Below are 24,037 nucleotides of genomic sequence, written 5' to 3'. Positions count from 1 at the left end.
AGTTTTTCGTTCCGATGTCGCTGGAAGTGGGGCGCATTATAAGGGGATCTGAAAGCCCGTCAACCGTTAATTTCATATATTTGCAATGTCCGGTTCAGGCTGATGAAGAGCCTGCCCGATCGGCAAGGGCTTGTTCAGCAGTACCCCCACCAGCAGCGCAAAGATCAGCGCCGCGACACCGGCACTGCACAGCACCGCCTCGAAGCTGCCGATGAGCGCCTGGCGCGCCAGTGGTGCCGCCACCTCTCTCAGCCTTGGGTCAAGCAACGCCAACGCAGCCTGCAGATCGCCCGCCGCCACCCGCGTGGCCATCTCCCCCGCCACACCCAGCGCCTCGGGTGCCTGGATCGCCAGGGCATCGCGCAGCAGTTGCCCACTGCGCGCCGCAAGGATGCCGCCGAGAATGCCTATGCCAAGGACGATGGCCCCAAAGCGCGTGGTGGTGCTCAGCCCCGAAGCCATACCGGTGCGCTCACGCGGTACGCAGGCCATGATGTTCTTCTGCGTATCGCCATTGAGCAGCCCGGCTCCGGCACCCAGCACGACACTGGCCAGGGCGAACGCGGCATAGCTACCCTGGCCGGTGGCCCAGGCGCAGGCCAGGTTGCCCACCCCGACCAGGACCAACCCCAATGCGAATACCTGGGCCGGCGACAGGTGCGCAGCCATGCGCATGCCCAGCCGAGGCGTGAGCAGCATGGCCACGGCGAACGGCAGCATGCCCGCGCCCGCGGCCAAGGCCGAGAGCTGCAAACCGCCCTGCAGGTACAACGGCAGCAAAGTCATCATCACCTGCGCACAGGCGGCATAGGCGAACATCCCCAGCAAGGCACCGATGAAGCGCCCGCTGCGCATCAGGCCGAGGTCGACCATCGGCCGCGCCTGGCTGCGCTCGACCATCACGAACAGGCCAAGCAGGAACGCGGCGATCAGCAGACGCCCCAACGTGGGGGCGCTGTCCCAACCGACCCGATTGGCGTCGATCAAGGCCCAGATCAGGTAGCCCAGGCCACCGGCGAAAGTCAGGCTGCCCAGTGGATCGAACCGCGCCGCCGAACCGTCGCGGGACTCCTCGATACTGCGTACGACCATGAACGCCAGCACGATCACCAGCGGCAGGTTGATATAGAAGATCCAGCGCCAGCCCAAGGTACTGGCGATCAGCCCACCGAGCAGCGGCGCGAAGGTGATGGTCGCGCCCATGCAGGCGCCCCAGAAGGCCCAGGCCCGCATGCGTTCCTGCGGCGCATGGAAACGGTGGCCGATGGCGGCCAGCGCGGCAGTCAGCAACAACGCGGCACCGATGCCCTTGGCTGCGCGGGCCAGATCAAGGAACAACAGGCTCGGCGCGGCGCCGCATGCCAGCGAGGCAGCGCCGAACAGCGCCAGGCCGAGCAGCAGCATGCTCCGCCTGCCGAAGCGGTCGGCCAGGCTGCCAGCGGGTAGCAGGCAGGCAGCGAACGCCAGCAAGTACGCACTGACCACCCATTCGATGTCGCTGAACGAGCCGGACAGATCGCGGGCAATGCTGGGCAGGCTGACCGCGACGATGTTGGTGTCGAGGATGATCACGGCGCAAACAGCCGAGGCGGTGAACAGGGTGAAGCGTGGTGAGGCGGCTGCAGGCATGGCAAGGCTCCATTATAGAGAGCAGGCAGGTCGTCGCCGCTTTACCGCCACGACGCCAGCCTTGTAGTGTTGCCTCAACCATAACGCCGCCGGGCGCCCGGCTTGTTAGCCAGCACGTCCCGCGTCATTAGCGCCTGGCTAACGAGGCCCCATGGAGATACGTCACTTCCGCTACTTCCTTGCCGTCGCCCGCCACGGCCACTTCACTCGCGCCGCCGAGCAACTGGGCATCGCCCCGCCGACCCTGAGCCGGCAGATCCAGGACATGGAACGTGAGCTGGGCGTGCGGCTGTTCGAACGCAGCCAGCGCGAGGTAAGCCTCACCGCCGCCGGCCAAGCCTTGCTCACCGAGGCCGAACAGGCGGTGCAGCAGTTCGACGCCGCGCAGTTGGGTGCGCAGCGTGCCGGTCGCGGCGACAGTGGGCGGATCGAGCTCGGGTACGTTGCCTCGGCGGCTTACTCCGGTACCCTGCAGCAACAGGTCAGTCGGTTTGCCCAGGCCTGTCCCGGCATACAGCTGAACATTCGCGAAGTGCCCATGCTCGAGCTCCCCTCGCTTGTCGAGGAGGGCCAACTCGACCTCGCCTACTTGCGCTCGCCGATGGAGCTGTCGCAGACCCTGAACGCCATCGCCCTGCATCAGGAAGGTTTCGTCCTGGCCCTGCCGGCCAGCTCGCGCCTCAACGAACTGAAGACCATCCCGGCCTCACGCCTGGTCGACGAAACCTTCATCTTGCCCGAGCAGATTTCCGGCACCCTGGCAATTGCCAGCCAGGGCAGTTTCACCCCGCGCCTGGGGCCGCAACCGGGCAGCCTGGTGGCGGTGCTCACCCTGGTGTCACTGGACCAGGGCGTGGCCGTGGTACCGGCGTCGGTGGTCCAGCGCATCAGTTTGCCCCAGGTCAACTACCGGCCCATCGCCGACGCCCAGGCAAGTTCATGGCTGAGCCTGGTGCACCGCCGCTTCGAAAAGTCGCCCGCGGTGCTGCGCTATATAGAAGGAGTGCGCCAAGGTGCCGAATGATCACCTACGTGCCGGCTATCGGGCACTGCTGGTGTTGCTCGCCTGCCTGGCCTGGCCCGCGTGGGCCGGCGACACCATGCAGACGATGACGCTGGGCAAGCCTGTGCCCTACCCTTTCTTCACCTATGCCAATGCCAGGCTCGACACCCGCCTGCCAGTCCAACATGCAGTGATCGTGCTCCATGGCGTGCACCGTGATGCCGACCACTACTATCGCAGCGGCCTGACCCTGCTCGGCAATGCGGGACTCACCCAGGACGACACACTGCTGCTGGCCCCCCGCTTCTTCAGCGAAGACGATCCCCAGGCAACGCCCACTCCGCCCTTGTGGGTGAAAAGCCAATGGTTGCAGGGCCACGAGTCCGTGGCCGGACGTTCCGGCATCTCGGCATTTGCCGTGCTCGACGACCTTCTCGCCTACCTTGCCGATCGTCATCGATTTCCACACCTTGAAGACATCACCTTGATCGGCCATTCCGCCGGTGGCCAACTGTTGCAGCGCTACACGCTGCTCGGCACGGGCGACCAGGAGCTGCGAGCCCCTGGCATCCATGTGCGCTACATTGTCGCCAGCCCCTCCACCTATCTGTACCTGGATGCCAACCGCCCCCTTGGCGAAGGCTTCGACCCTTTACCTGCCGCGCAGTGCGCCGACTACGACCGTTACCGCTATGGCCTGCCAGGCGCACCGGACTACTTCGTCAAGCAGCATCTCGATGCCCGCCAGGTGCTGGGCCGCTACGCCGCACGCGACGTGACCTACCTGGTCGGCGAGCGCGACCGCCACCCCCACAGCCGGATCATGGACCGCAGCTGTGCAGCCCAGGCCCAGGGCAGTGACCGGGTCGAGCGGCAACTCAACTACCTGCGCTACGAGGCTTTCCTGGCCCAGCGCTGGTCGATTGCGCTCGCGCATCGTCAGTACGTACTGCCGGGCGTCGGCCATGACCCCGCCCGCCTGCTGAGCGATCCAGGCGTTGCCCAGCTGCTTTTCCCCGGCCACTGACATTCCACCACGCCGCGCAGTACACTCGGGCCCTCCCCCTTTCGGAGACGTCCAAGGTGCATCACGCAGGAAGCGATGAACATCCACCGGCACGTGCCCGAGCTGGCGCGGTCATCTGGCTTACCGGACTCTCAGGTGCGGGAAAGTCGACACTGGCCCAGGCCCTGGCCCGAGAGCTCCATGAGCTGGGACATGGCTGCTACGTGCTCGACGGTGATGTACTGCGCACAGGGCTGAATGCCGACTTGGGTTTCTCGCCCGAGGATCGCCACGAAAACATCCGCCGCACAGCCGAGGTGGCGGCGCTGTTTGCCGATGCCGGGCTGATCTGCATTGCCGCGTTGATCTCGCCCTATCGCGCCGGACGCGCCACCGCGCGCCAGGCCTGCAAGGCGGGCTTCCACGAAGTGCACGTCAAGGCTGATCTGGCCACTTGCGAGGCCCGCGACCCCAAGGGCCTGTATCGCCGCGCCCGAGCGGGAGAGCTGCCGGCCTTCACCGGGATCGATGCGCCCTACGAAGTGCCGGAGCGACCGGAGCTGGTGGTGGAGACGGCAAAAGTGCCGCTGGCGATAGCCACGGCGCAACTGCTGGCGTACGTACAGCAGCGGGTACTGCACCAAGCGCAGTAGGCGCGGGCTGACCCCGCGCCTGCTGGTTGCGCTCAACTGCCCGGGGCGATATCGCCACTCTGCCAGCGTGCCTCGTTGTTGCCCAGGGCTTGGGCAATGTCGGCGAGCTCGCCGGACGGCAGGGTCTGCGGCAGCGGGTCGAGCCCGGCGCTGGCGAACACCTGGCCATAGCTGTTGCGCAGTTCGGCATAGGCCAAGTCGCGGCGCAGGTCGGCCTGCAGCGCATTCAGTTCCCCCTGGATCAGCTCCAGCTCGCCAATGCCCTGCGCCTGGTGGCGATTGCGCAGTTGCTCGACGATCTGCTGGTCAAGGGCGACCAGTTGCTGACTGGTGGCGAACTGGCGGCGAGCTTCGTTGTAATTGGCATTGGCCACGTAGAGCTGGGCCAGGATGGCCATCGACATCGCCTGGCGACGCGCCTCGACCACCTGCTCGCCGGCCTTGGCCACATCGATGGACGCCGGCCCCGATAGCACGTTGAACAGGTTCCAGGTGACCTTGACGCCATAATCGGCCCAGTGCTGGTTGGTCAGGAAGCTGTTGCTGTCGTAGTGCCCGCCCGCCGAGAACTCCAGCCCCGGCAGCATGCGCAGCATCGACTTGCGTACCTCGGCGGCGCTGATGCGGGCCTGGTAGTCCTGCTCGCGCAATTCGGGGCGCGTGGCCAGGGCCTGCTGCTCCAGCGCTTCGAGGCCTACCTTGAGCTCCGGTACACTGTAGTCATCGGTGGCGGCGAGGGTCAGCTCGCTACCCGGCGGCAGGTTGATCAGCGCCCCCAGTTCAGTCTTGGCCAGCGACAGCGCGCGACGCTGTTCCTCCAACTGGCGGGTGGCCTCGATCAACGAGCGCTGGTAGTTGAGCGCCTGGATCGGGTCGCCGATGCGCTGGTCACCCATGCGCTGGCTGTTGTCCCGGGCCTGCTCGACCCGCACCATCAGCGCGTCGATCTGCTTGAGCAGGCGCTCGGCGGCGACCGCACGCCAGTAGGCCGAGCGCACGTCCTGGATGATGGTCTGCACCACCTTGCGCCGGCGTTCCTGGACGATCAGGCGCTGATCGCCCTGTTGCTTGGCGCTGACATAGCTGACACCGAAGTCGAGCACGTTCCACACCATGGTCAGGTCGGCCACGTCGCGGTCGCGGTCCTGGGAGGTCGATGGCTCCAGGGACTGGGTATTGGTCAGTACGCTCTGGCTGCTGGATGCGCTGACGTTGCTGCGCCCGGCGTAACCGGCAGACAGGGCCATGCGCGGCAGCATGTCGAAGGTGGCCAGGTCGACCTGGCGCTGGGCCAGGGCTTCCTCCATGATCTTGAGGCGTGCCTCCAGGTTGTACTTGACCGCACGGGCCATGGCCTGGTGCAGGGTCAGCGGCCCGTGCAAGGCCTCCTGGCCCTTGAACATGCTGGCAAGGTCAGCCCGCGCCCGCTGCTCGCTGACGCTGCGGTCGATGGGCTGGGTCTTGACCGCGCACCCTGTTACCGCCAGTGCCAGTACGCTTACCGCAAAAATCCTCGATGCTCTGCTCATCCCTGTCCGCCCCCTTGGTACGGCACTGCTTTTCTTCTAATTGGATTGCTCGCGTGCGCAGGCTCAGGCCTGCGGCACGGGTACCTCGACCTGCCCCAACGCCTGCGCCAGTTGCCTGGCCTGGTGTTGCTCCCCCTCCCGGAAGGCCTGCAACTGCTGCCCGAGGGTCGGTGCCCCGGTCAGGCCCTTGCCCGCCCCCGCCTCTGCCCCCTGGCGGAATGGCTTGCCACCGCTCAGTTCATACTGGCCACCGTCATCCGGCAGCGTCTTGTCGAAGATGTTGGCCAGGCTGCTGGCCCCGAAGACATTGGCGTCACCGCCACCAAAGCCGAGGAAACCGGCCCCCGAACCGTTGCCGATAGCGCTGTCGGCGTGCTGGCCGGCGAATACCTGGGCCAGGTAGCTGGGCGCCAGCGCACCGTTCTGGATGAACAGATTGCCCAAGGTCGGCAGACCGCCGCCCACTGTCGGCACTTCGAACAACGGCAGTGGCAGCAGCGGCGACTGGAACGGTGCCGTTGCCGGCAACGGTGCTATCACCACTGGCGTGCCTGGGCTGGCCTGGCCCGGGCGCGCCGGTGGATAGGCGCGGAATTCCGGATCACCGTCGGTAGACTGCAATGTCACGCGTTGGCCGGCGAAGCCGCCGACCAGGTCGTTGCCTGCACCATCGCGAATGCCGGTGCCACTGGCCTTGAGCCCAAGGGCCAGGCCACCACTACCCGCTACCCCTGCGACATTGACCTGCCAGGTATGACCGTCGAGGCGTACCAGCGACTGCAGCGTGCCGCTGGCGTTGCCGCTGGTCAGCAGTTCGAAGTCGCCCAAGTCCACACCGCTGACATCCTCGCTGAAGGTCACGATAAAGGACTGGCTGCCCGGCGTCGGCGACGGATTCGCCACGATCGAGACCACGCTGGGTGGCGTGCCGTCGACGATGACCCCATGGGTATCGCCAATATTGTTCAGCCCCGGTGTCAGTTGGTTGCCGGCCGCATCGTGCAGACTCGCGCCATTGGCCGACAGGCCGAGCACCTGGATGCCGTCGGCATCGTTGTCGCCGGCCTGGATCTGGTACTGGAACACCAGCGTCGGCGTGCCTGAACCGGCCACGAAATCGGCGTAAACCGTGCGCCCGCCGACATCCAGGGCAAGCCGCGGCACACCGTCGACCAGCACCGCTTCGCTGGTGTTGACCACGAAGGTGAGCACATCGCCCGTGTTATAGGGGACGCCGACCGGCACGCCGACACTGCTCACCGTGGGGGCGTCGCGGTCGATGTTGTATGTGGCGCCGGTCAGGCCACCGACCAGTGCGTTACCGGCCACATCAGTGATACCCGTGGCACTGCCATTGAGGTTCAGGCCCAGGGTGCCGGTGCCGTGCACGCCACTGACGGTGATCACATAGACTCCCCCGCCCAGCGCTTGCAGGCCGCTGAGCGCACCGCCGGCCGAGCCGGTGCCGACCAGGCTGAAATCGCTGAGGTCGACGCCATTGACCTGCTCGTTGAAGGTCACGGTGAAGCGCACGCTCTGGGCGTTGCTCGGCGACGGGTCGAGGGTGACGATGCCGACCGCGCTCGGCGCCTGGGTATCGACCAACACCTGGTGGGTATCGGCCACGCCATTCAGGGTCAGGTCCATGGCGTTGCCCGCGGCGTCGACAAGGGTCGCGCCATTGGCGGCAAGGCCAGTCACGGTGATGCCGTCAGCGTCGTTGTCACCGGCCTGGACGACGTACTGGAACACCAGGGTCGAGGTGCCGGCGCCCGCCACCAGTTCGGCAAACACCGCGTGCCCGCCGATATCCAGAGCCAGGCGCGGCGCCCCCGTGACCTGGACCGCTTCGCTGGTGTTGACCACGAACACCAGCGAGTCGCCGGCGTTGTAGGAAACCCCCGCCGGGCCACCGACGCTGGTCACGCTGGGAACGCGGGTATCGATGACATAGTTGTTGGAGTCGGTACTGCCCACCCCGGCGTTGCCGGAAGACACCCCGACCACACCGCTGTTGTCCAGGGTGATCAGGTTACTGGTGTCCTCAACCTGACTGCCAGGTGTCAGGGTCGCGGTCCAGGTGATGCCGCCGTCGCTGCTGCTCAACCCGCTGAGGGTGCCATTGGCCACCGTCAGGTCGGCCAGGGTGAAGCCACTGACCGCCTCGCTGAAGGTGATCGTCACCAGGCTCGACTCGCCCGTGCGCAGGGCCGTGTCGGCAACCACGACAGTGGCGGTGGGGACGACGGTGTTGACCGTGTAGTTGGCCGATGAGGTAGTGCCGACTCCGCTGTTGCCGGCCAGGTCGGTGTAGCCGGTGTTGTTCAGTACGATCAGGTTGGTGCCGTCCTGCACACCGGTGCTTGGCGTGAAGATGGCGGTCCAGGTGATACCGCCGTCGGCGCTGGAGAGCGCGCTCAAGGTGCCGTTGGCCACGGTCAGGTCGGCGTTGCTGAAGCCGGTTACCGCCTCGCTGAACGTGATGGTCACCAACGAGGTTTCACCGACACGCAGATCGCTGTCGGCCATGACGATGGTGGCGGTCGGGCGCTGGCTGTCGATGGCGTAGTTGTTCGAGTCGGTGCTGCCGGAACCGGCGTTGCCAGCGGTGTCCGTCACCCCGCTGTTGTCCAGGGTGATCAGGTTGGAGGTGTCGGTAATGCCGGCGGTCGGCGTCAGGGTCGCAGTCCAGGTGATACCGCCGTCGTTGCTGCTCAGTCCGCTCAGGGTGCCGTTGGCCACGGTCAGGTCGGCGGTGGTGAAGCCGCTAACCGCCTCGCTGAAGGTGATGGTCACCAGCGACGTCTCGCCAATCGCGAGGCTGCTGTCGGCCACCACGATGGTTGCGGTCGGACGCTGGGTGTCGATGGCGTAGTTGTTCGAGTCGGTGGTGCCGGAGCCGGCGTTACCGCTGCTCGTCCCGACCACGCCACTGTTATCTAGGGTGATCAGGTTGCTCGCATCCTGGATATTGCTGGTTGGCGTGAAGGTGGCGGTCCAGGTGATGCCGCCGTCGGCGCTGGACACCGCGCTCAGGGTGCCATTGGCCACCGTCAGGTCGGCATTGGTGAAACCGCTCACCGCCTCGCTGAACGTGATGGTCACCAGCGAGGTTTCACCGATACGCAGCGCCGCATCGCTTACCACCACAGTGGCCGTGGGTTGCAAGGTGCTGACGCCGTAGTTGTTGGAGTTGGTGGTACCGCTGCCGGCGTTGCCGGCCAGGTCGGCCACCCCGCTGTTGCTCAGGGCGATCACGTTGGTGGCGTCCTGCACGTTCACCGAAGGGGTGAAGGTCGCCGTCCAGGTGATGCCGCCGTCACTGCTGGAAAGCCCGCTCAAGTTGCCATTCGGCGCCGTCAGATCGGCCAGGGTGAAGCCAGTGACCGCCTCGCTGAAGGTAATGGTCACCGTGGTGGTCTCGCCGACGGTGAGATTGTTGTCGGCGACCACGATGGTGGCCGTCGGCCGCTGGGTGTCGATGGTGTAGTTGTTCGAGTCGGTGCTGCCGCTACCGGCGTTGCCGGCCAGGTCGGCCACCCCGCTGTTATCCAGGGTGATGAGGTTGCTGGTGTCGGTGATATTGCTCGACGGGGTGAAGGTGGCCGTCCAGGTGATCCCGCCGTCGCTGCTGGACACCGCGCTCAAATTGCCGTTGGCCACGGTCACGTCGGCATTGCTGAAGCCAACTACTGCCTCGCTGAAGGTGAAGGTCACCAGCGACGTCTGGCCGATGGCCAGGGTGGGGTTGGCCACCACGATGGTCGCGGTCGGGCGCACGGTGTCGATGGCATAGTTGTTCGAGTTGGTGGTGCCGCTGCCGGCGTTGCCGGCGGCATCGCTCACCCCGGTGTTGTCCAGGGTGATGAGGTTGGTCGCGTCGCTGATGGCGCTGCTCGGAGTGAACGTCGCGGTCCAGGTGATCCCGCCGTCGCTGCTGGAGACAGCGCTCAGGGTGCCGTTGGCCACCGTCAGGTCGGCATTGGTGAAACCGGTCACGGCCTCGCTGAAGGTGATGGTCACCTGCGACGTTTCACCGATGCTCAGGCTGCTGTCGGCCACCACGATGGTCGCCGTCGGGCGCTGGGTGTCGATGGCATAGTTGTTCGAGTTGGTGGTGCCGCTGCCGGCGTTGCCAGCGGCATCGCTCACCCCGGTGTTGTCCAGGGTAATGAGGTTGGTCGCGTCGCTGATGGCGCTGTTCGGGGTTAGCGTCGCGGTCCAGGTGATCCCGCCATCACTGCTGGACACGGCGCTCAGGGTGCCGTTGGCCACCGTCAGGTCAGCATTGGTGAAGCCGGTCACGGCCTCGCTGAACGTGATGGTCACCTGCGACGTTTCACCGATGCTCAGGTTGCTGTCGGCCACCACGATGGTCGCCGTCGGGCGCTGGGTGTCGATGCTGTAGTTGGCCGAACTGGTGGTGCCAGCACCAGCGTTGCCGGCCAGGTCGGTGACGCCGGCGTTGTTCAGGGTGATGACGTTGCTGGCGCTGGTGATGTTGCTGGTCGGGGTGAAGGTGGCGGTCCAGGTCTTGCCGCCATCGCTGCTGGCCACCGCGCTCAGGGTGCCGTTGGTCACCGTCAGGTCGGCATTGGTGAAGCCGCTCACCACCTCGCTGAAGGTGATGGTCACCGTCGCCGTCTCACCCACTTTCAGGGCCGTGTCGCTGAGGCTGATGGTGGCGGTTGGCGGAACCGTCTCGTGTATGGCCACCGTGACCGACGCCGCGCTGGAAGTGGCACCGTCGCCATCGTTGATGGTGACCGACAGGGTACGGGTGGCCTGGCCGATGCTGTTGGCGGCATTGCTGTTGTCGTAGGTGAGGTTGCGCACCACCGCCTGGACCGCCGCCGCCGTGGCATTGCCGTTGAATGTCAGCACCAGGTTTGCGCCCCCCGTGCCTCCGGTGTAGGTGCCGATGGCCACGCCACCGTAGCTGACCGTGTTGCCGCTGACGCCGATCTGCCCGACGCCATTGCCCTGGTTGCGAATGCCCAGCACATCTTCGCCGGCTACGCCGTTGGCGCTCACCGCCACGGTCAGGTTGCCGCCGGAGAAGTCGGCCGAGTCGCTGTCGGTAACGGTGGCATTGCCGCCGCTGTCGAGCAGCACCGAGCCAGCGCCTTGGGTGAAGGTCTGGCTGTCGCCGTTGAGGTTGGCGATCACCGGCGCGGCGTTGAGTGGCTGGACCACCACCGAAGCGGTGCGGGTGGTGCTGCCCATGTCGTCATTGACGCTGACCGTCACGCTGCGGGTGCCGCTGGTGTATGCCCCGGTGCTGTTGCCGTAGGCCACCACGGCGAGGATCGAGCGGTACTGGGCCAGGGTGGCCACACCGCTGAGCGACAGCACCGTGGTGCCGGAGCCGCTGATGGTGATGCCGTAGCTGGCCGCGGTGGCGATCTGCCCGGCGCTGAGCGACAGGGTTTCGTTGCCGCCGTCGAGCACGCCACCGAGGGTCAAGGTCGCGCCGCTGACCTGGGTGTCGCCGTCGGTCTGAGTGAGGCTGATATTCGGCACGATGGCCACCGGCGTGCCGGCGAAGTTGACCGTGCTGTCGTTGCCGCCGGTGCCGGTGTCCAGGTCGACCACCGGCGGCGCCGAATACAGCACCTCGTAGGCGCCGATATCAACGCCACCGCCACGGGGCCGGTCGAAGCCGCGCAGGTCGGTGAGCGGTGCGCCGGCGAGGGTGCCCTGGTCGATGGCGTTGCTGGCGGTGCTGGCCAAGCGGTAGTCACCGGTGGCGGTGTTGACGAAGTTGACCGCGGTACCGATCAAGTTGGTGGTGCTGGTGTAGCCGCCGCCAACGCCACCATTGGTGGCCGCATCGAGCTGGGTGCCGTTCACGGTATTGCCGGTGAAAATGCTGTTCTGCACCGTCACCGTGCCGGCCTGGCCGCTGACCCAGCCGAGGCCGCCCGAGGTGATGCTACCGGTACTGGTGTTGAGGAACACGTTGTTGGCGATGGTGCTGTTGGTGATGCGCACCGTGCCGCCGCTGTTGCTCAGCACGATGATCGAGCCGGCCGCCACCGTGCCGGTGGCGCCGTAGGTGCCGGTGTTGTTGTAGATGGCGACGTTTTCCAGCACGTGGTTGTTGGCGCCGCCCAGGCGCACGAGCGTCGACATGGCGGTGCCGCCGACAATGCTGGCGCTGTTGTCGTGGATCGTGGTGTTGCGCACCACCACGGTGGATCCTGCGGTGGTCGCCGAGTTGATCACCGTGCCGGCGTTGCTCTCGAAGTTGGAGTCCTCGACGGTGATCGAGCCGCCGTTGGCGCGGATCGCGCCGCCAGCAATGTTGCTGGAGAAATGGCGGAAATCCAGGTTGCGCACGGTCAGCACGCCCCCGCCGTTGCTTTGCAGGCCCGAGGCTTCGAGGGTATCGCGGGTACCGTTGTTGTTGACGTCACCGCTCAAGATGATGTCGCCCTTGCCGTCGCCGTCGACATCACCGTTGATAGTGATGTTGCTGGTCACCGCCAGTGCCGTGGCCGAGGACCAGCGGATGGTCTGCCCTTTCAGGTTCTGGTGGAACACGATGATGTCGCTGCCGCTGCCTGCGGCCGAGCCGTCCACCGAGGTGTCGGTGTTCGCGGCCTGGATGGCCTCGGCCAGGGACACCTGGCCATCGTTGGTGATGGCCGACGCATCGGTGGTGGTGACGGTGATGGTCGCAAGCGAAGTGTTGAAAGCCGACAGGTTGCCACGCTGCACGCCGACGTCCGTGGCAACCACCCCGGAGACGGTCTCCAGCGCCCAGTCCTCGCCGGCGCGGTTACCGGTGGCGTCGGACGAAGCGCCTACATCCGCACCGCTGAGCCGCGCCACCTCGTTGACGAACAGCTGGCCGTCGCTGCCGGCCCCGGTGTTGCAGGCAAAGAACCGGATGTCACCGCCCGGCGCCAGGCTGTTGCCAATACGCGCAAGGTCCGCGCCGTGGCTGGCCAGCTGGTTGGCCCAGATGGCGTTGCCGGCCAGGTAGACATAGCCCTTGTCACCGTGGCTGATGATATCGATCGAGGTCACGTCGTTGCGGCCATCGAGGTAATCGGCGATCTGCTTGAAACCATCCTTGCCGTTCTCCAGCACCACCACTTCGACCCCGGCGGGCAGGCCGGCAATGAGCTTCTGGTAGTCGCTGACGGCGGAGTCGACGAATACTACTTCGTGGTTGCCCGAAGCTGCCGTGACCGGCGCGGTGGCGGGCGCCGCCTCGTGGACGGGCTCGTGGGTGGCGCTGTCGCGGGTGCTGGCCGCATCGCTCGCGGCGCTGGTGTCCTTGGCCACGCTGGCGGCTGCGACTGCTTCGACCGCCTGGGCGCCCTGGTCGGCGACCACGCCCACCGAGGCGTCGAACATCATGCGCGGCTCCAGGGCCTGGATGAGGCTCGGGCGGCTCGTGGAAACGTTGGGTGTGTGGGTGTCCTTGCCGCGTTTCCAGAATGCCATGATGCCCTCGCTCAGCCCTGGGGCTGGTTGTGCGTGCCGCCCTTGCGGGTGAGGACGGCCTGTCCTTGTTGGAAAATCCTGAACGGACGACGGGGCGCCGATGTGCGCCCCGCAGCCCTGCTTGTTGCCTATCCGGCCTCAGTTGCGGGACGGGAACAGCCCTTCCACTGCAATGATGAAGTTGATACCCAGGTAGGGGTTTCGGATCGAGAAGGGCTGGCTTTGCCCCGTGGTCGCACCGGTGCTGGCCGGAATGGTGAGGTTGAACGGTTTGAGCGTCGTGTCGCTGGCGGTCGAGGCATAGATGTCGATCGCAGCACCGGAGCCCGTGGTGTCCTTGGGCTTGGCCAGCACGCCACTGGTCGAAGGTGCGGGCAGGTCAGCATCGCCTTCCGCTGCGGGGATGGCGACCGACACCGTGCTGGCCGGGATGATCACGGGTTGCGAGGCCATGTTCAGTGACGTCAGGCTGGCCGTTGGGGCACCTGCCACCTCCCCTAGCACGACATTCGGCAACCCCGGCCCCGTCCCTTGCTGGATAGGCGCCCGGCCACGCAGGTCAGGCAGTGCGAAAGTGGTCTGGCCATTGCCACCGTAGGTCGTCCCGAGAATCGAGAACAACGCGGTGTTCTGGGCGATGCTCAGAAGCTGACCTTGGCAGAAGGCCCAGCCCCGAGGGGCGAAGTTGCCTGCGAACAAGGTGATCTGACCGAGGAACGGCTCACTCATTTGCTGCTCTCCTATGACAACACTGCGAAGACGGGCCCCATGGCCCGCCGGACATGACGCGTGTGGCGGACGCCCTCAGAGCGGCCGGTCTACGTGAAAAATCGCTTCCAGCACCGGGCGCCCATCGTCATCGGGGCTCACCGGGGTCATCAACAGCAGCCAACCTTGCTCGCCTGGCGGCGACAGGCGGAACACCGCCTGCGGCAGCTCGGTGCCGGCCGGCAGGGCGAATTCCGCCGCATAACGCTGGTGACGCGGCGACATGGCCGGTCCTTCGGTCACGGCCAGCAGTTGCGCCTGGAGCGCCTGTTCGTCGCTGATCCACAGCTGGAAGTGGCTGCCGGTGGCCTGTTGCAGTGCGTCGAACGTGGGCATGGCATGCATGGGGCTGGTCCTTCAGGCGCGTATGGCAGTGGTGAGCGCCGCTCGGCGCATCTTCAGGGACAGGCCGGTCTCGCCGACCACCTCGAACCCGCAGCGCTGGTAAAGCCGCAAGGCCGGGTTATGAGGGGTGACATGCAGGCCGGCGCTGAGGCCGTCGGCATCGGCGTGTGCCAGCCACTGCCCGAGTAACCGGCTGCCGATGCCGCGCCCGCACCAGGCGGGCAGCAGGGCCATGTCGATGAACTGCACGTGGCTGTCGGTCCAGTGCAGGTAGACGCGGCCAATGGGCTCGCCCGCCACTTCGATGATGAAGAAGTCGGCGTCGGCGAACTGGGCTTGGTAATAGTCGTGCTGGGCTTGGAACTGCTGGTCGAGGAACACATCGATGGCGGCCTGGGGCCACGGCAGCAGGGCCATTTCGGCGGCACGAGTGGTGCCGTAGAGGGTGCGCAGGAACGCCCGGTCGACGTCCACGATGGGACGGAGGCTCACCTCGGAAATGGACATCGGGTATGGCTTCCCTGCATAAGGTTACCCCATGGTGAGGGGCGCACATCCAAGTGAATTGTCCTACACAATCTGCAGCAGCGTAGCCGAAGAGCAAGGCAAATAGCCACTACCCGAACAGGGTCTTTTCAACTTTTTTCTCAAACACCCGTTCGAGGTAGTTTGACGCCATTTCCTAGACGTTTCGCAACCGTATGGATTCCAACGCGTTGTAAGGCGCCTGGGCCCAACGGATGACCGCAGCCCGTATTTCGTCGTCGGCCTCCTCGCGCTTGCGCTGGCTGTCGGCGCTGAAGTTCATGGCCGGCTGCTTGGCGTCGAAGGCCGCGACGGCTCGCAGGTCCGCCACTTCACCTGGCTGGATGCCAAACAGCGACCCAAGGCGTCCCCAGACGGCGTCGGGCAATTCGCTGTAGTTCACCGCGATGGCACCGTGGCGTTCGCACAACGCTAGGCCAGCCGTGAGGATTTCGCCAATCATCCGGCAGGTGTATTCCACCGTGTCCATGGCTTGGGGGGCGGACAGCAAGTTGTCCAGGCCCGAAGCGCCGAGTAGCCCCGGCACCCGGTGCATGCCCGCCTGACGCAGTTGCGAGACGACGATTTCCAGCGGGTCACGATAGAGAAACACCCGAGGCACGTCGGGATACAGCGCCGTCAGCAATGATGCGTCGAAGATGTTCCAGGCATCGAGCTTGATCAGCAACTGGCGCTCGTCGCCCCGACGACGCTGACCGTAGGCCGAGCAAAGCACCCGCAATGCATCGGCCTGCCAGGCGGCGGCGGACGGGTCCTGGCGCGCGGCACGCAACAGGTTGTCCAACGGCGGCGGCTCGGACAGCACGATATTTCGCGCTTGGCTGGCCAGCAATTGGGCGATCAGCGTCGAACCACAGCGTGAAGCGTGAAACACCAAGGCCGAGGGCGTCAGCCCCGGGCTACGGGCGTGCCAATCGAGCAAAGCCGAGACATCGGTGTCGCGGCGCATAGCCTGGTTGAACGGCAGGCGTAACGCCTGGTCGACGTCATCGCGGAAAAACGGGCGGGTCAGGCGCTGTTCGCCGAACCAGCACCAGTCCACCCGCCATCCGGCGTCGCCTTGCCAGAGGCGGATGGGCAGCCAGCCGTGAAAATCCATCGGGGTATTCACACTCGCCATTGATCGCTCCATGCCTGCTTGCCCCGGCGCATCGCGCCCAGGACCTCTGCCTCGGAAAACGCCAGCCCTAGCTCGGCACCAAGGCGCACCGCCTCGGCCACGAAGGCCCGAGGATCCTCCAACGCCTGTAGTTGCGCGGCCAATGCCGGCGCCTCACTCACCTGCTGGCGAAACCGTTCGAATGCCTGCCCGGCCCTGCCGGGTTGCAATGCCGGCGTCTGCGCCAGGCCTTCGTCGATCAGCGCCAGCAGCCAAGGGTCGGCCGCGCAGTCGAGTACCAGGTGGATACGCTCACCGGGTCCGGGGTTGTTGACCCGGTGGGGGCGCGACAGGTCGATGAACCAGCACTCGCCTGGGCGCATCGGCACTTGCAGGCCATCCACAAGAAACTCCACGCCCGGGGGGCTCAGCAGCGGTATATGCAAACGCAGGCAGCCGCCTGGGCGCCCGAGGTCAGGGTCACGGTGCTCGTGGATCCGCGCCCCCGCCCCCAGGCGAAGCAGGCGGGCGGCGCGCAGCGATGCCTGGAAGGGTGCAAGGGCTTGCTGCCAGGCCGGCTCGCCTTGCCACCAGGCCAGGCTTGACGGCGCGCCTGTGCCTGGGGCCAGCGGCAACGGCGCGTCCTCGGCGGCGACCAGCGCCACACCGCTCCAATCACCTTCGTGGTAGCCCCGGTTGAAATGCGCCTGCCAGGCATGAGTGTCCAGCCGGGTCAGGGCCTGCAGCAACGCGGACAGGTTCGTGGGCAAGGTAAGGCGGGAACACAGTGGCAGAGCGGTCTCGGTCATGCGGGCTCCTTGCGTTGGCATTCTCTTGAACGGTGTTCCTGGCGAAGACGACGGATCCCTGGAGGGGAAAGGCCGCCTAAAACCCACTCTCACGAACCCCCAACGCCGCCAACCGTCGCCAGGCGGCCCCCAGCAACGACTCGCGCGCGCCCTCCAGTACCACCACCCCACGCAGCGGCTGGGCCACATCGGGCACTTCGCCCAACGGGCTCAAACGCACGCCGTACTGGGCCTGCACCGGCTCCGCACGCTGCTGGCCATCACGCCGCACGGCTATCGGGCCATGGCGGTCGGAGGCCAGCGCTTCGAGCTCCAGCACGACAACGCCAGTGGCATCCACCTGCTCCACACGCACCGGCAATGCCGGGCGCGCCGGGTCATCGGCGATGAAGCGCCCTTCGCTGCCGGCCGCCACCCGCCACAGGTCGGCCTCGGCCAGGTAGCCGCGCAAACGCAGCCCCGGCTCGACCACCCGGCCCAAGGTCTGTGCCGGACTGACCCATTGCCCCGCTGCCAGGCCGGCCGGCAGGTCACGCAGCACACCGTCGCGGGGCGCGCGCAGTTGCAGGCGCTCACGCTGGGCGGCCAGGCCGCGGTACTCGGCCACGGCTTCGGCCAGTTGCTGCTCGAGCACGCCGGCGTCCGCCGCCGTCTCGCTGCGCCCGGCCTGGCGGCGCAATAGCAGCTGCAGGATATCGATCTCGCGGCGCACGATGGACTGGCGCGACGTCAGGTCAGGCGACTCCAGTTCCACCAGCAGCTCGCCCTGGCGAACCGCCTGCCCTTCGCCCACCGGCAAGCTTTTCACCCGTGCCGCCACCGGCGCATGCAGGGCGCTGACGCGGGATGCCTCGAGCATCGCCGGCACGTCCACCGCGCCACGCCAGGGCAGCACCAGCACGGCCAGCAACAACGCCAGCGCGGCCGCCACCCGCAGCGTCTTGCCCGGCGCCGCCTGGCCACGGTGCAGCCACCATTGCCGCAACTCCTTGTACACCGGCAAACCGATGAACCAGGCCAGCTCCACCAGCATCAGGAAGATGCCCAGCACCTTGAAGAACAGGTGATATACCGCCAGGGCAATACCGAAGAACAGCACCGCGCGCCACAGCCAGGCGCCATAGCCCCACACCAGCAAACGACGGCGCATGGTCGGCGACCAGGCTTCCGGGGCCGGCTCGCCATAGCCGAACAGCGCCTCGCGCAGTCGCCAGCGACACAGGGCAAAGGCGCGGTTCTGCAGGTTCTCGACCCGCCACAGGTCGCTGATCAGGAAGTAGCCGTCAAAACGCATGAAGGGGTTGAGGTTGACCAGCAAGGTGGTGATCCAGGTGGCGCTGGCCAGCATGAACGCCGCCGTGCGCGCCGGGCCGTCAGGCAGCAGCGACCAGGCCAGCAGCGCCAGCACCGCCAGCAGCAGCTCGGCGAACACCCCACCGGCATCGATCAGCAGCCGCGCACGGCGGTCGCTGACGCGCCAGGCATCACTGACATCGGTGTAGAACATCGGCAACAGCACCATGAACGCCAAGCCCATGCTCTGCACTCGGCACCCGGCTCGCTTGGCCATGAAGGCGTGGCCGAACTCATGGCAGAGCTTGGCGAACCCCAGCGCCACGCCAAAGGCGAGGATGCCGCCGAGGCTGAACAGGTGCGGGAACGTGGCGATGAAGCGCGACCAGTCGCGAATCACCAGGAACACACCCAACGCCAGCACCAACGGCAGGGCGTAGCGCAAGATCCAGCCGCCATGGCGTTCAAGCACCGGCCATGCGCGGTTGAGGAAGGCATCCGGGCGCCACAGCGGAATCCGGAAGAACAGGTACTGGTGCAGCACACGGGTCCACAGGCTCTGCCGGGTGGCGGCGGCCTTGGTCGCATAGCTTTCGCGCTGGCGGGCATCTTCGGCGCCGATCAGGTCGTGCTGGCCGAGAAACAGCAAGAGCTCTTCCAATGCCTGCTCGTCGACTGCCAGGCCAGGCTCGGCATTGGCGGCAGCCAGCACACGTTGCGGGTCACCCAGGCGCCAGTGCTGCAGCAGCCGCACGGCGCCACCGCCCAGCTTGAAGTAACGCCCGCGCAGCGGGTCGGCCAGGGTCCACTGCGGCGCGCCGTCATGCCCGGCCGCCGCCGGCGAAAGTTGCAGGTCGGCGCGCAGCGCTGGCAGGGTCACAGCCCCAGCCCCTGACGCAACGCAGCCAGCGGGCGACGCAGCAGGTAGTAGACCAGCGGTGCGCGCTCGCCATACACCTTGGCGGTACCGCGCAAGCCGATGCGCGGCGGAGCCTGGTCGAAACCGGCGTCCAGCCGGTAGGCCAGTTGCCCGGCGGCGGTGGCCTGGGCCTCGTAGGCCGCGCGCTCCAGGCGGGCGCCATGGCGGTGCAGCGGGTCGCTGTCGAGGAACAACGCCACTTCGGCACCAGGCTGCAAGGCGATGGCATCGCCCACCGGCAGTTCCAGGCGCAGTTCGGCCTGCTGCGGATCGGCCAGTTGCATCAGCCGCTCGCCGGTCTGCACGGGCTTGCCGGTCCAGCGCTCGGCATCGGCGAACACCGCGATCCCCGCACGCTCAGCGCGAATTTCGCTGCGGCCGAGGAGCTGGCGGGCGTAGTCGAGTTCGGCGCGTTTCTGTTCCACACGGGCGGCCAGCAGGTCGAGGCGGGCATTGGATTCGGCATCGCTGAAGGCACGCTGGGTGCTGGCCTTGAGCTCGGCCTCGGCGACCCCGAGGGCGCGCTCGGCGACATCGACCTGGGCCTTGAGGGTGGTGGCGTCGAAGCGCACCAGCAGGTCACCGACAGCGACCGTCTGATTGGGCTTGACCAGGAACTCAGCGATCACACCGTCCAGCGGCGCGGCAACCACCCGCCCCGCCCGCGGCACGACCTCGGCCGGAGCCAGCACCGACTGGCGCACCGGCACCAGCAGCACCAGCAACGACAACCCCAAGGCCACCAGCAGGCGCCGCCGTGGCCAACGCAATCGCCAGGGTTTGGCCGGGCCCAAAGCCAGCCAGGCGTGGGCGTAAGTCTCCCCCAACTGATTGAGCAGGGCTTGCTCGGCGGGGTTGAACGCCTGGTCGCGGGCCAGCCACAGCCCGCCGAACACTTTGCCCTGGCGATCGAGCAAGGGCAGCCAGAATGCGTGGGCGGCGGATAACGAGCGCCAGTCTGCCTGGGCCTGGGAGTCCAGCATCGTCGGATCCACGGCCCCGGCCAGGGCCGCGACGCCGGCAGCCTGTAGCGTGTGAGCGGCACGTTCGACAAACGCCACGAACGGCGCATGGGCCTCGACCACACTGATGCCGGTCAGTGCCCGAACCTTGCCGGCGATCAGCAGGGCGGCATGGCGAAAACCGAACAGTGTCTGGCCATCGTTGACCATGTTGTAGGCCAGTTGCTCGGGACCAGCCGCCTGGCGGGCCTGGCGCTGCAGGCCGAGAAACAGTGCGAAGGCATGCTCGGCCACACCCGTGGCGGCGGCCGTCATGGTTGTGCGGCGAAGTGGGCGGTGCCGCTCATGCCGGCCAGCAGCCCCTGGCTGTCACGGGGCAGTTCGCCGATCAGCAGCAACGTCTGGCTGCCCTCGTCGATCCGGGCGCCGACGCGCTTGACCTGTGCCTGCAGCGGCTTGCCGGTTTCATCGGGAACGAACTCGAACGGCTGGCCTTGCTTGAGCTGCCCCAGCCACCGCGAGGGCACCAGCAGGTGGATTTCCAGCGAGCGGTTGTCCACCACCTCGAGCAGCGGCGAGCCACTGGCGACGCTTTCATGGGGCTGGGCCCGGCGCTGCACCACCCGGCCATCGAACGGCGCGCTGACCACGCAGCGCCTGACCTGCACCTGGTACACCTGTGCCTCGGCCTGGGCCTGGGCCTGCTTGGCCTCGGCCAGCGACACCTCGAACTGACCGACCGACTTCAACGCGGCCAGTTGGCGGTTGTGGTTGAGCTCTTCACGGGCAGCACGCACGGCAGCCTGGGCAGCGTTGAGCTGGGCTTGGTAAGCGCTGCAATCGAAGCGCGCCAGGATGCTGCCCTGCTTGAAATCCTGGCCATCGGCATAGGGCATCTCGATGATGCGCCCAGCCAGTTCACTGGACAACACGGCCTGGTCGCGGGCCCGCAGTACACCACGGGGGTTCTGCCCGGCGCTGGACGCCACGGGTGCATCGAGCAAAGGGTCGGCGGGAGGGTCGCCGGCGTACGCCTGTGGCAGGTACAACAGACCCAGGGTCAAAGCCAGACGGAAACCGCGAAGCATGTTGCGCACTCCCTTGCGAGCTGATGGCAGGAGTGTAAGACAAAAGATGATGGCACGGATATATCACGCCGATGAAGATCCAGATGGCTCACAGTGCGCAAGGAGCAGGCCTAGGAGCCCGCTCCCACAGAACCCGCGCAGGCTACAGAGTCAGGTTCAGCCAGGCGACCGCGCGGCCACCGCCCGACGCCCATGCCCTCGGGTGGTGATGATGCCGAGGAACGAGATCACGATCGCCAGGCTCAAGGTCGCGCTGACCTCGGCGCGGTGTTCCTCGGTAAACATCATCACGGCCAGTGCGCCGCCGATGAACAGGATCACCGCCCAGGTCAGCCAGGGGAACAACCACATGCGGAACTTGAGGTTAGCGTTCTCGCGCTCCAGCCGCCCACGCATGCGCAGTTGCGAAATGGCGATTACCAGGTACACCAGCAGCGCGATAGCGCCGGAGCTGGCCAGCAGGAACTCGAACACGCCCTTGGGCGCGAAGTAGTTGAGGATGGCGATGGCCGCGCCGATCAGGGTGCTGCCGAACACCGCCGCACGCGGCACGCCAACCCGTGAAGTGTTCTTCAGCAGCGCCGGCGCATCGCCGCGCTTGGCCAGCGAGTACATCATCCGCGAGGCGATGTAGATCGACGAGTTCATGCAACTGGTCACCGCGATCAGCACCACAAAGTCCACCATCAGCGCGGCATTGGGGATATTCATGATTTCCAGCGCGCGCTGGTAGGAGCCCACCACCGCCAGCTGCGGGTCGTTCCAGGGCACCACCGAGATGATCACGAAGATTGACAGGATATAGAACGTACTGATGCGCCAGATCACCGAACGGGTGGCCTTGGCGATGTTTCGCGCCGGATCGCTGGACTCGGAGGCGGCGATGGTCACCGCCTCGGTGCCGATGAAACTGAACATCACGGTGATGAAGGCACCGACCACCGCCGACCAGCCCTTGGGGGCGAAGCCGCCATGCTCGTCGACCAGCGTGCTCAACCCGCTGACCTCGCGCTCCGGCAACCAGCCTGCCAGTGCGGCAAAACCCAGGCCGATGAAGCCGAGAATCGCGGTGACCTTGAGAATGGCGAACCAGAATTCGAACTCTCCGTACTTGGCCACGCTGAACAGGTTGGTGCAGGCCAGCAACAGCACCGAGGCCAGGGCGAAGATCCAGCTGTCTATCTGGGGGAACCAGGCGTTGAGCACATGCCCCGCAGCCAGCGCCTCGATGGGGATCACCAGCACCCAGAACCACCAATACAGCCAGCCGATGGTGTAGCCGGCCCAACGGCCGATGGCCTGGTCGGCATAGGTGGAGAACGAGCCGGTGTCGGGGTGGGCCACGGCCATTTCGCCGAGCATGCGCATGACCAGCACCACCAGGGTACCGGCCACGAAATAGGACAGAATGGTGGCGGGCCCGGCAGCCGCGATGGCATGCCCGGAGCCGACGAAAAGTCCCGCGCCGATGATGCCGGCGATGGACAGCATCGTTACGTGACGTGGCTTGAAACCTTGAGCAAGGTTGCCATCAGTTCCCACGGTGTTCATTGGTCTTGTTCTCTTTTTACTGACACAAGGAAGGGACGGGCAGGCGTAGGCGAAACTGTCTCCTCGGCTAAGGGCGGAGTACGTTGCGCACGCTCTGTTACGGCCTTCTCATGCGCCCGGGGCAACGCACCATGGGGATGCGGGCTTCACTTTAAGCTGGGCGCGGCGCCAGCAAAATGCTCGAAAACGTCAGACAACTGTTCGATCACGACACCGCGTGCCCATGCACGTCAGTCAAGCCCCCGGACATGCCTGATTGCGTCAGTCGCCGTCACGCAGGTAATCCCGGTAGAAGTTCACCAACGCGAACACCACGACCACCGTGACGATCATCAGGCCGATCTGCAGGTTGCTCATGGCGTTCTCCAATTGGCGATACCAGGGAAAGAAGGGGTCGGCCGCACATCGGGACGCTTGGGTTGCGCAGGCACCACCATGGGACGACGTCCCCGGGCCAGGCGCTTGAGCGCCAGCACCATAAGCACGCCCAGCAACAGCATCGCCAGCACCAGCACGGCATAGGCCAGCCACCAGGGCACACCCGCGGTCATCATGCTGAACTCGGACATGCCGCCAATACTGGCGATCAGGTTCAGTGGCAGGAACACCACGTTGATCAGGGTCAGCTTGCGCAGGGTTTCGTTCATCGCGTTGTTGGCAAGGTTGCCGCGAGCGTCCATCAAGCCGGCGAACACCGTCGAGTAGATCTCGGCCTGCTTGTGGCACTGGTTGTTCTCGATGACCAGGTCGTCGATCAGCGCCAGCACCTCAGGGTTGAAATGGCGCTTCTCGCCATGGGCGCGCAAGCGCGAGAGCACCGCGCCATTGCTGTGGATGGCGTTGATGTAGTGGATCAGGCTCTCGCTGAGGTTGAACATCTGCATCAGGTGATGGTTCTCCAGCGATTGCTCGAAGCGCTGCTGCAGTTCGCGGGCGACCATCTTGATCACTTTCAGGTGCCCCAGGTAGTGATGCAGGTTATCCAGCAGGATGGCCAGCAGCACATCCATCGGATCGTGCAGCGCATGGCGCTGCCCGAGGCCGTCGAGCAGGGAGGCGTCCGGGGCGATCAGCACCAGGTGGCCGTCGACCATCAGCATGCCAAACGAAGACACCTGGAAGGCGAAACTGTCGCCCCCGGTGTAGCTCTCCGGGCGTTTCCAGATCAGGAACAGGCCATCGCGGTGCAGTTCGAGGCGCGACACCTCGTCCGGGTCGAGTGCCGAAGCCAGGGCATGGGCGTCCAGGTGGAACCACGCCTGCAACAGTTCACGCTCGGCGCTGTCCGGTTCAACGAACAGCAGCACCTCGCAGTCGAGCCCCTTGCGCTTGCGCAACTGGCCATGGGTCAGGCTGTAGCTTTCGATCATGCCAGCACC

At 66.2% G+C, this 24,037-nt stretch carries 16 protein-coding genes; 3 read left to right on the top strand and 13 right to left on the bottom strand.

Translation table 11 applies throughout. From position 1 onward, the window contains the following. Nucleotides 1-72: 72 nt before the first annotated feature. Nucleotides 73-1,629 (bottom strand): MFS transporter, encoded by a 1,557-nt coding sequence (locus OH705_RS22850; RefSeq protein ID WP_267303045.1) that lies wholly within the window; start codon nucleotides 1,627-1,629, stop codon nucleotides 73-75. Nucleotides 1,630-1,780: 151 nt separating this feature from the next. On the opposite strand from OH705_RS22850, the gene OH705_RS22845 reads away from it, so the two are divergent. The 3 genes from OH705_RS22845 to cysC are packed head-to-tail and all read left to right on the top strand — an operon-like array spanning nucleotide 1,781 to nucleotide 4,291. After that, nucleotides 1,781-2,653: a LysR family transcriptional regulator gene (locus OH705_RS22845; RefSeq protein ID WP_267303044.1), complete on the top strand. Its 873-nt coding sequence runs from the start codon at nucleotides 1,781-1,783 to the stop codon at nucleotides 2,651-2,653. Continuing rightward, nucleotides 2,643-3,659 carry a hypothetical protein gene (locus OH705_RS22840; protein ID WP_267303043.1) on the top strand — a complete coding sequence of 339 codons (1,017 nt, stop codon included), beginning with the start codon at nucleotides 2,643-2,645 and terminating at the stop codon, nucleotides 3,657-3,659. Before OH705_RS22845 ends, OH705_RS22840 begins: the two co-directional genes overlap by 11 nt. A gap of 56 nt (nucleotides 3,660-3,715) precedes the next feature. Beyond that, nucleotides 3,716-4,291, top strand: a complete 576-nt coding sequence (gene cysC, locus OH705_RS22835) for an adenylyl-sulfate kinase (RefSeq protein WP_023631771.1) — start codon at nucleotides 3,716-3,718, stop codon at nucleotides 4,289-4,291. A gap of 32 nt (nucleotides 4,292-4,323) precedes the next feature. On the opposite strand, the gene OH705_RS22830 is transcribed toward cysC, so the two are convergent. The 12 genes from OH705_RS22830 to OH705_RS22775 all read right to left on the bottom strand — a co-directional run bounded on the left by OH705_RS22830 (nucleotide 4,324) and on the right by OH705_RS22775 (nucleotide 24,028). Further along, the gene (locus tag OH705_RS22830) at nucleotides 4,324-5,820 is read right to left on the bottom strand and encodes a TolC family protein (RefSeq protein WP_267303042.1); all 1,497 of its coding nucleotides are present in this window, start codon (nucleotides 5,818-5,820) and stop codon (nucleotides 4,324-4,326) included. 63 nt (nucleotides 5,821-5,883) lie between these two features. Then, entirely contained in the window at nucleotides 5,884-13,278 is a 7,395-nt protein-coding gene (locus tag OH705_RS22825; RefSeq protein WP_267303041.1) for an Ig-like domain-containing protein, read from the bottom strand. Between the two features lie 138 nt (nucleotides 13,279-13,416). Next, a complete protein-coding gene (locus tag OH705_RS22820; protein ID WP_028692046.1) occupies nucleotides 13,417-14,007 on the bottom strand; it encodes a phage tail protein in 591 nt (196 codons plus the stop codon). Nucleotides 14,008-14,082: 75 nt separating this feature from the next. After that, entirely contained in the window at nucleotides 14,083-14,391 is a 309-nt protein-coding gene (locus OH705_RS22815; protein WP_094012599.1) for a DUF6916 family protein, read from the bottom strand. A 12-nt stretch (nucleotides 14,392-14,403) separates the two neighbouring features. Beyond that, entirely contained in the window at nucleotides 14,404-14,898 is a 495-nt protein-coding gene (locus OH705_RS22810) for a GNAT family N-acetyltransferase (protein ID WP_023631507.1), read from the bottom strand. 175 nt (nucleotides 14,899-15,073) lie between these two features. Beyond that, nucleotides 15,074-16,057: a sulfotransferase family protein gene (locus OH705_RS22805; protein WP_267303040.1), complete on the bottom strand. Its 984-nt coding sequence runs from the start codon at nucleotides 16,055-16,057 to the stop codon at nucleotides 15,074-15,076. Then, a complete protein-coding gene (locus tag OH705_RS22800) occupies nucleotides 16,045-16,845 on the bottom strand; it encodes an aspartyl/asparaginyl beta-hydroxylase domain-containing protein (protein ID WP_267303039.1) in 801 nt (266 codons plus the stop codon). The genes OH705_RS22805 and OH705_RS22800 overlap by 13 nt, the downstream gene beginning before the upstream one ends. A gap of 76 nt (nucleotides 16,846-16,921) precedes the next feature. Beyond that, nucleotides 16,922-19,018, bottom strand: a complete 2,097-nt coding sequence (locus OH705_RS22795; RefSeq protein WP_267303038.1) for an HlyD family efflux transporter periplasmic adaptor subunit — start codon at nucleotides 19,016-19,018, stop codon at nucleotides 16,922-16,924. Further along, nucleotides 19,015-20,334 (bottom strand): efflux RND transporter periplasmic adaptor subunit, encoded by a 1,320-nt coding sequence (locus OH705_RS22790; RefSeq protein ID WP_267303037.1) that lies wholly within the window; start codon nucleotides 20,332-20,334, stop codon nucleotides 19,015-19,017. Before OH705_RS22790 ends, OH705_RS22795 begins: the two co-directional genes overlap by 4 nt. Further along, nucleotides 20,331-21,107: an efflux RND transporter periplasmic adaptor subunit gene (locus OH705_RS22785; protein WP_038707302.1), complete on the bottom strand. Its 777-nt coding sequence runs from the start codon at nucleotides 21,105-21,107 to the stop codon at nucleotides 20,331-20,333. The genes OH705_RS22790 and OH705_RS22785 overlap by 4 nt, the downstream gene beginning before the upstream one ends. Nucleotides 21,108-21,263: 156 nt before the next feature. Next, nucleotides 21,264-22,658 (bottom strand): GABA permease, encoded by a 1,395-nt coding sequence (gabP, locus tag OH705_RS22780; protein ID WP_263159371.1) that lies wholly within the window; start codon nucleotides 22,656-22,658, stop codon nucleotides 21,264-21,266. Between the two features lie 353 nt (nucleotides 22,659-23,011). Beyond that, nucleotides 23,012-24,028: a magnesium transporter CorA family protein gene (locus OH705_RS22775; RefSeq protein ID WP_263159373.1), complete on the bottom strand. Its 1,017-nt coding sequence runs from the start codon at nucleotides 24,026-24,028 to the stop codon at nucleotides 23,012-23,014. Nucleotides 24,029-24,037 lie beyond the last annotated feature (9 nt).

Origin of the sequence: Pseudomonas sp. BJa3 (genome assembly GCF_026343815.1) — a bacterium.
Taxonomy (GTDB): Bacteria; Pseudomonadota; Gammaproteobacteria; order Pseudomonadales; family Pseudomonadaceae; genus Aquipseudomonas; species Aquipseudomonas soli.
This window is presented reverse-complemented; position numbering and strand designations above follow the sequence as displayed.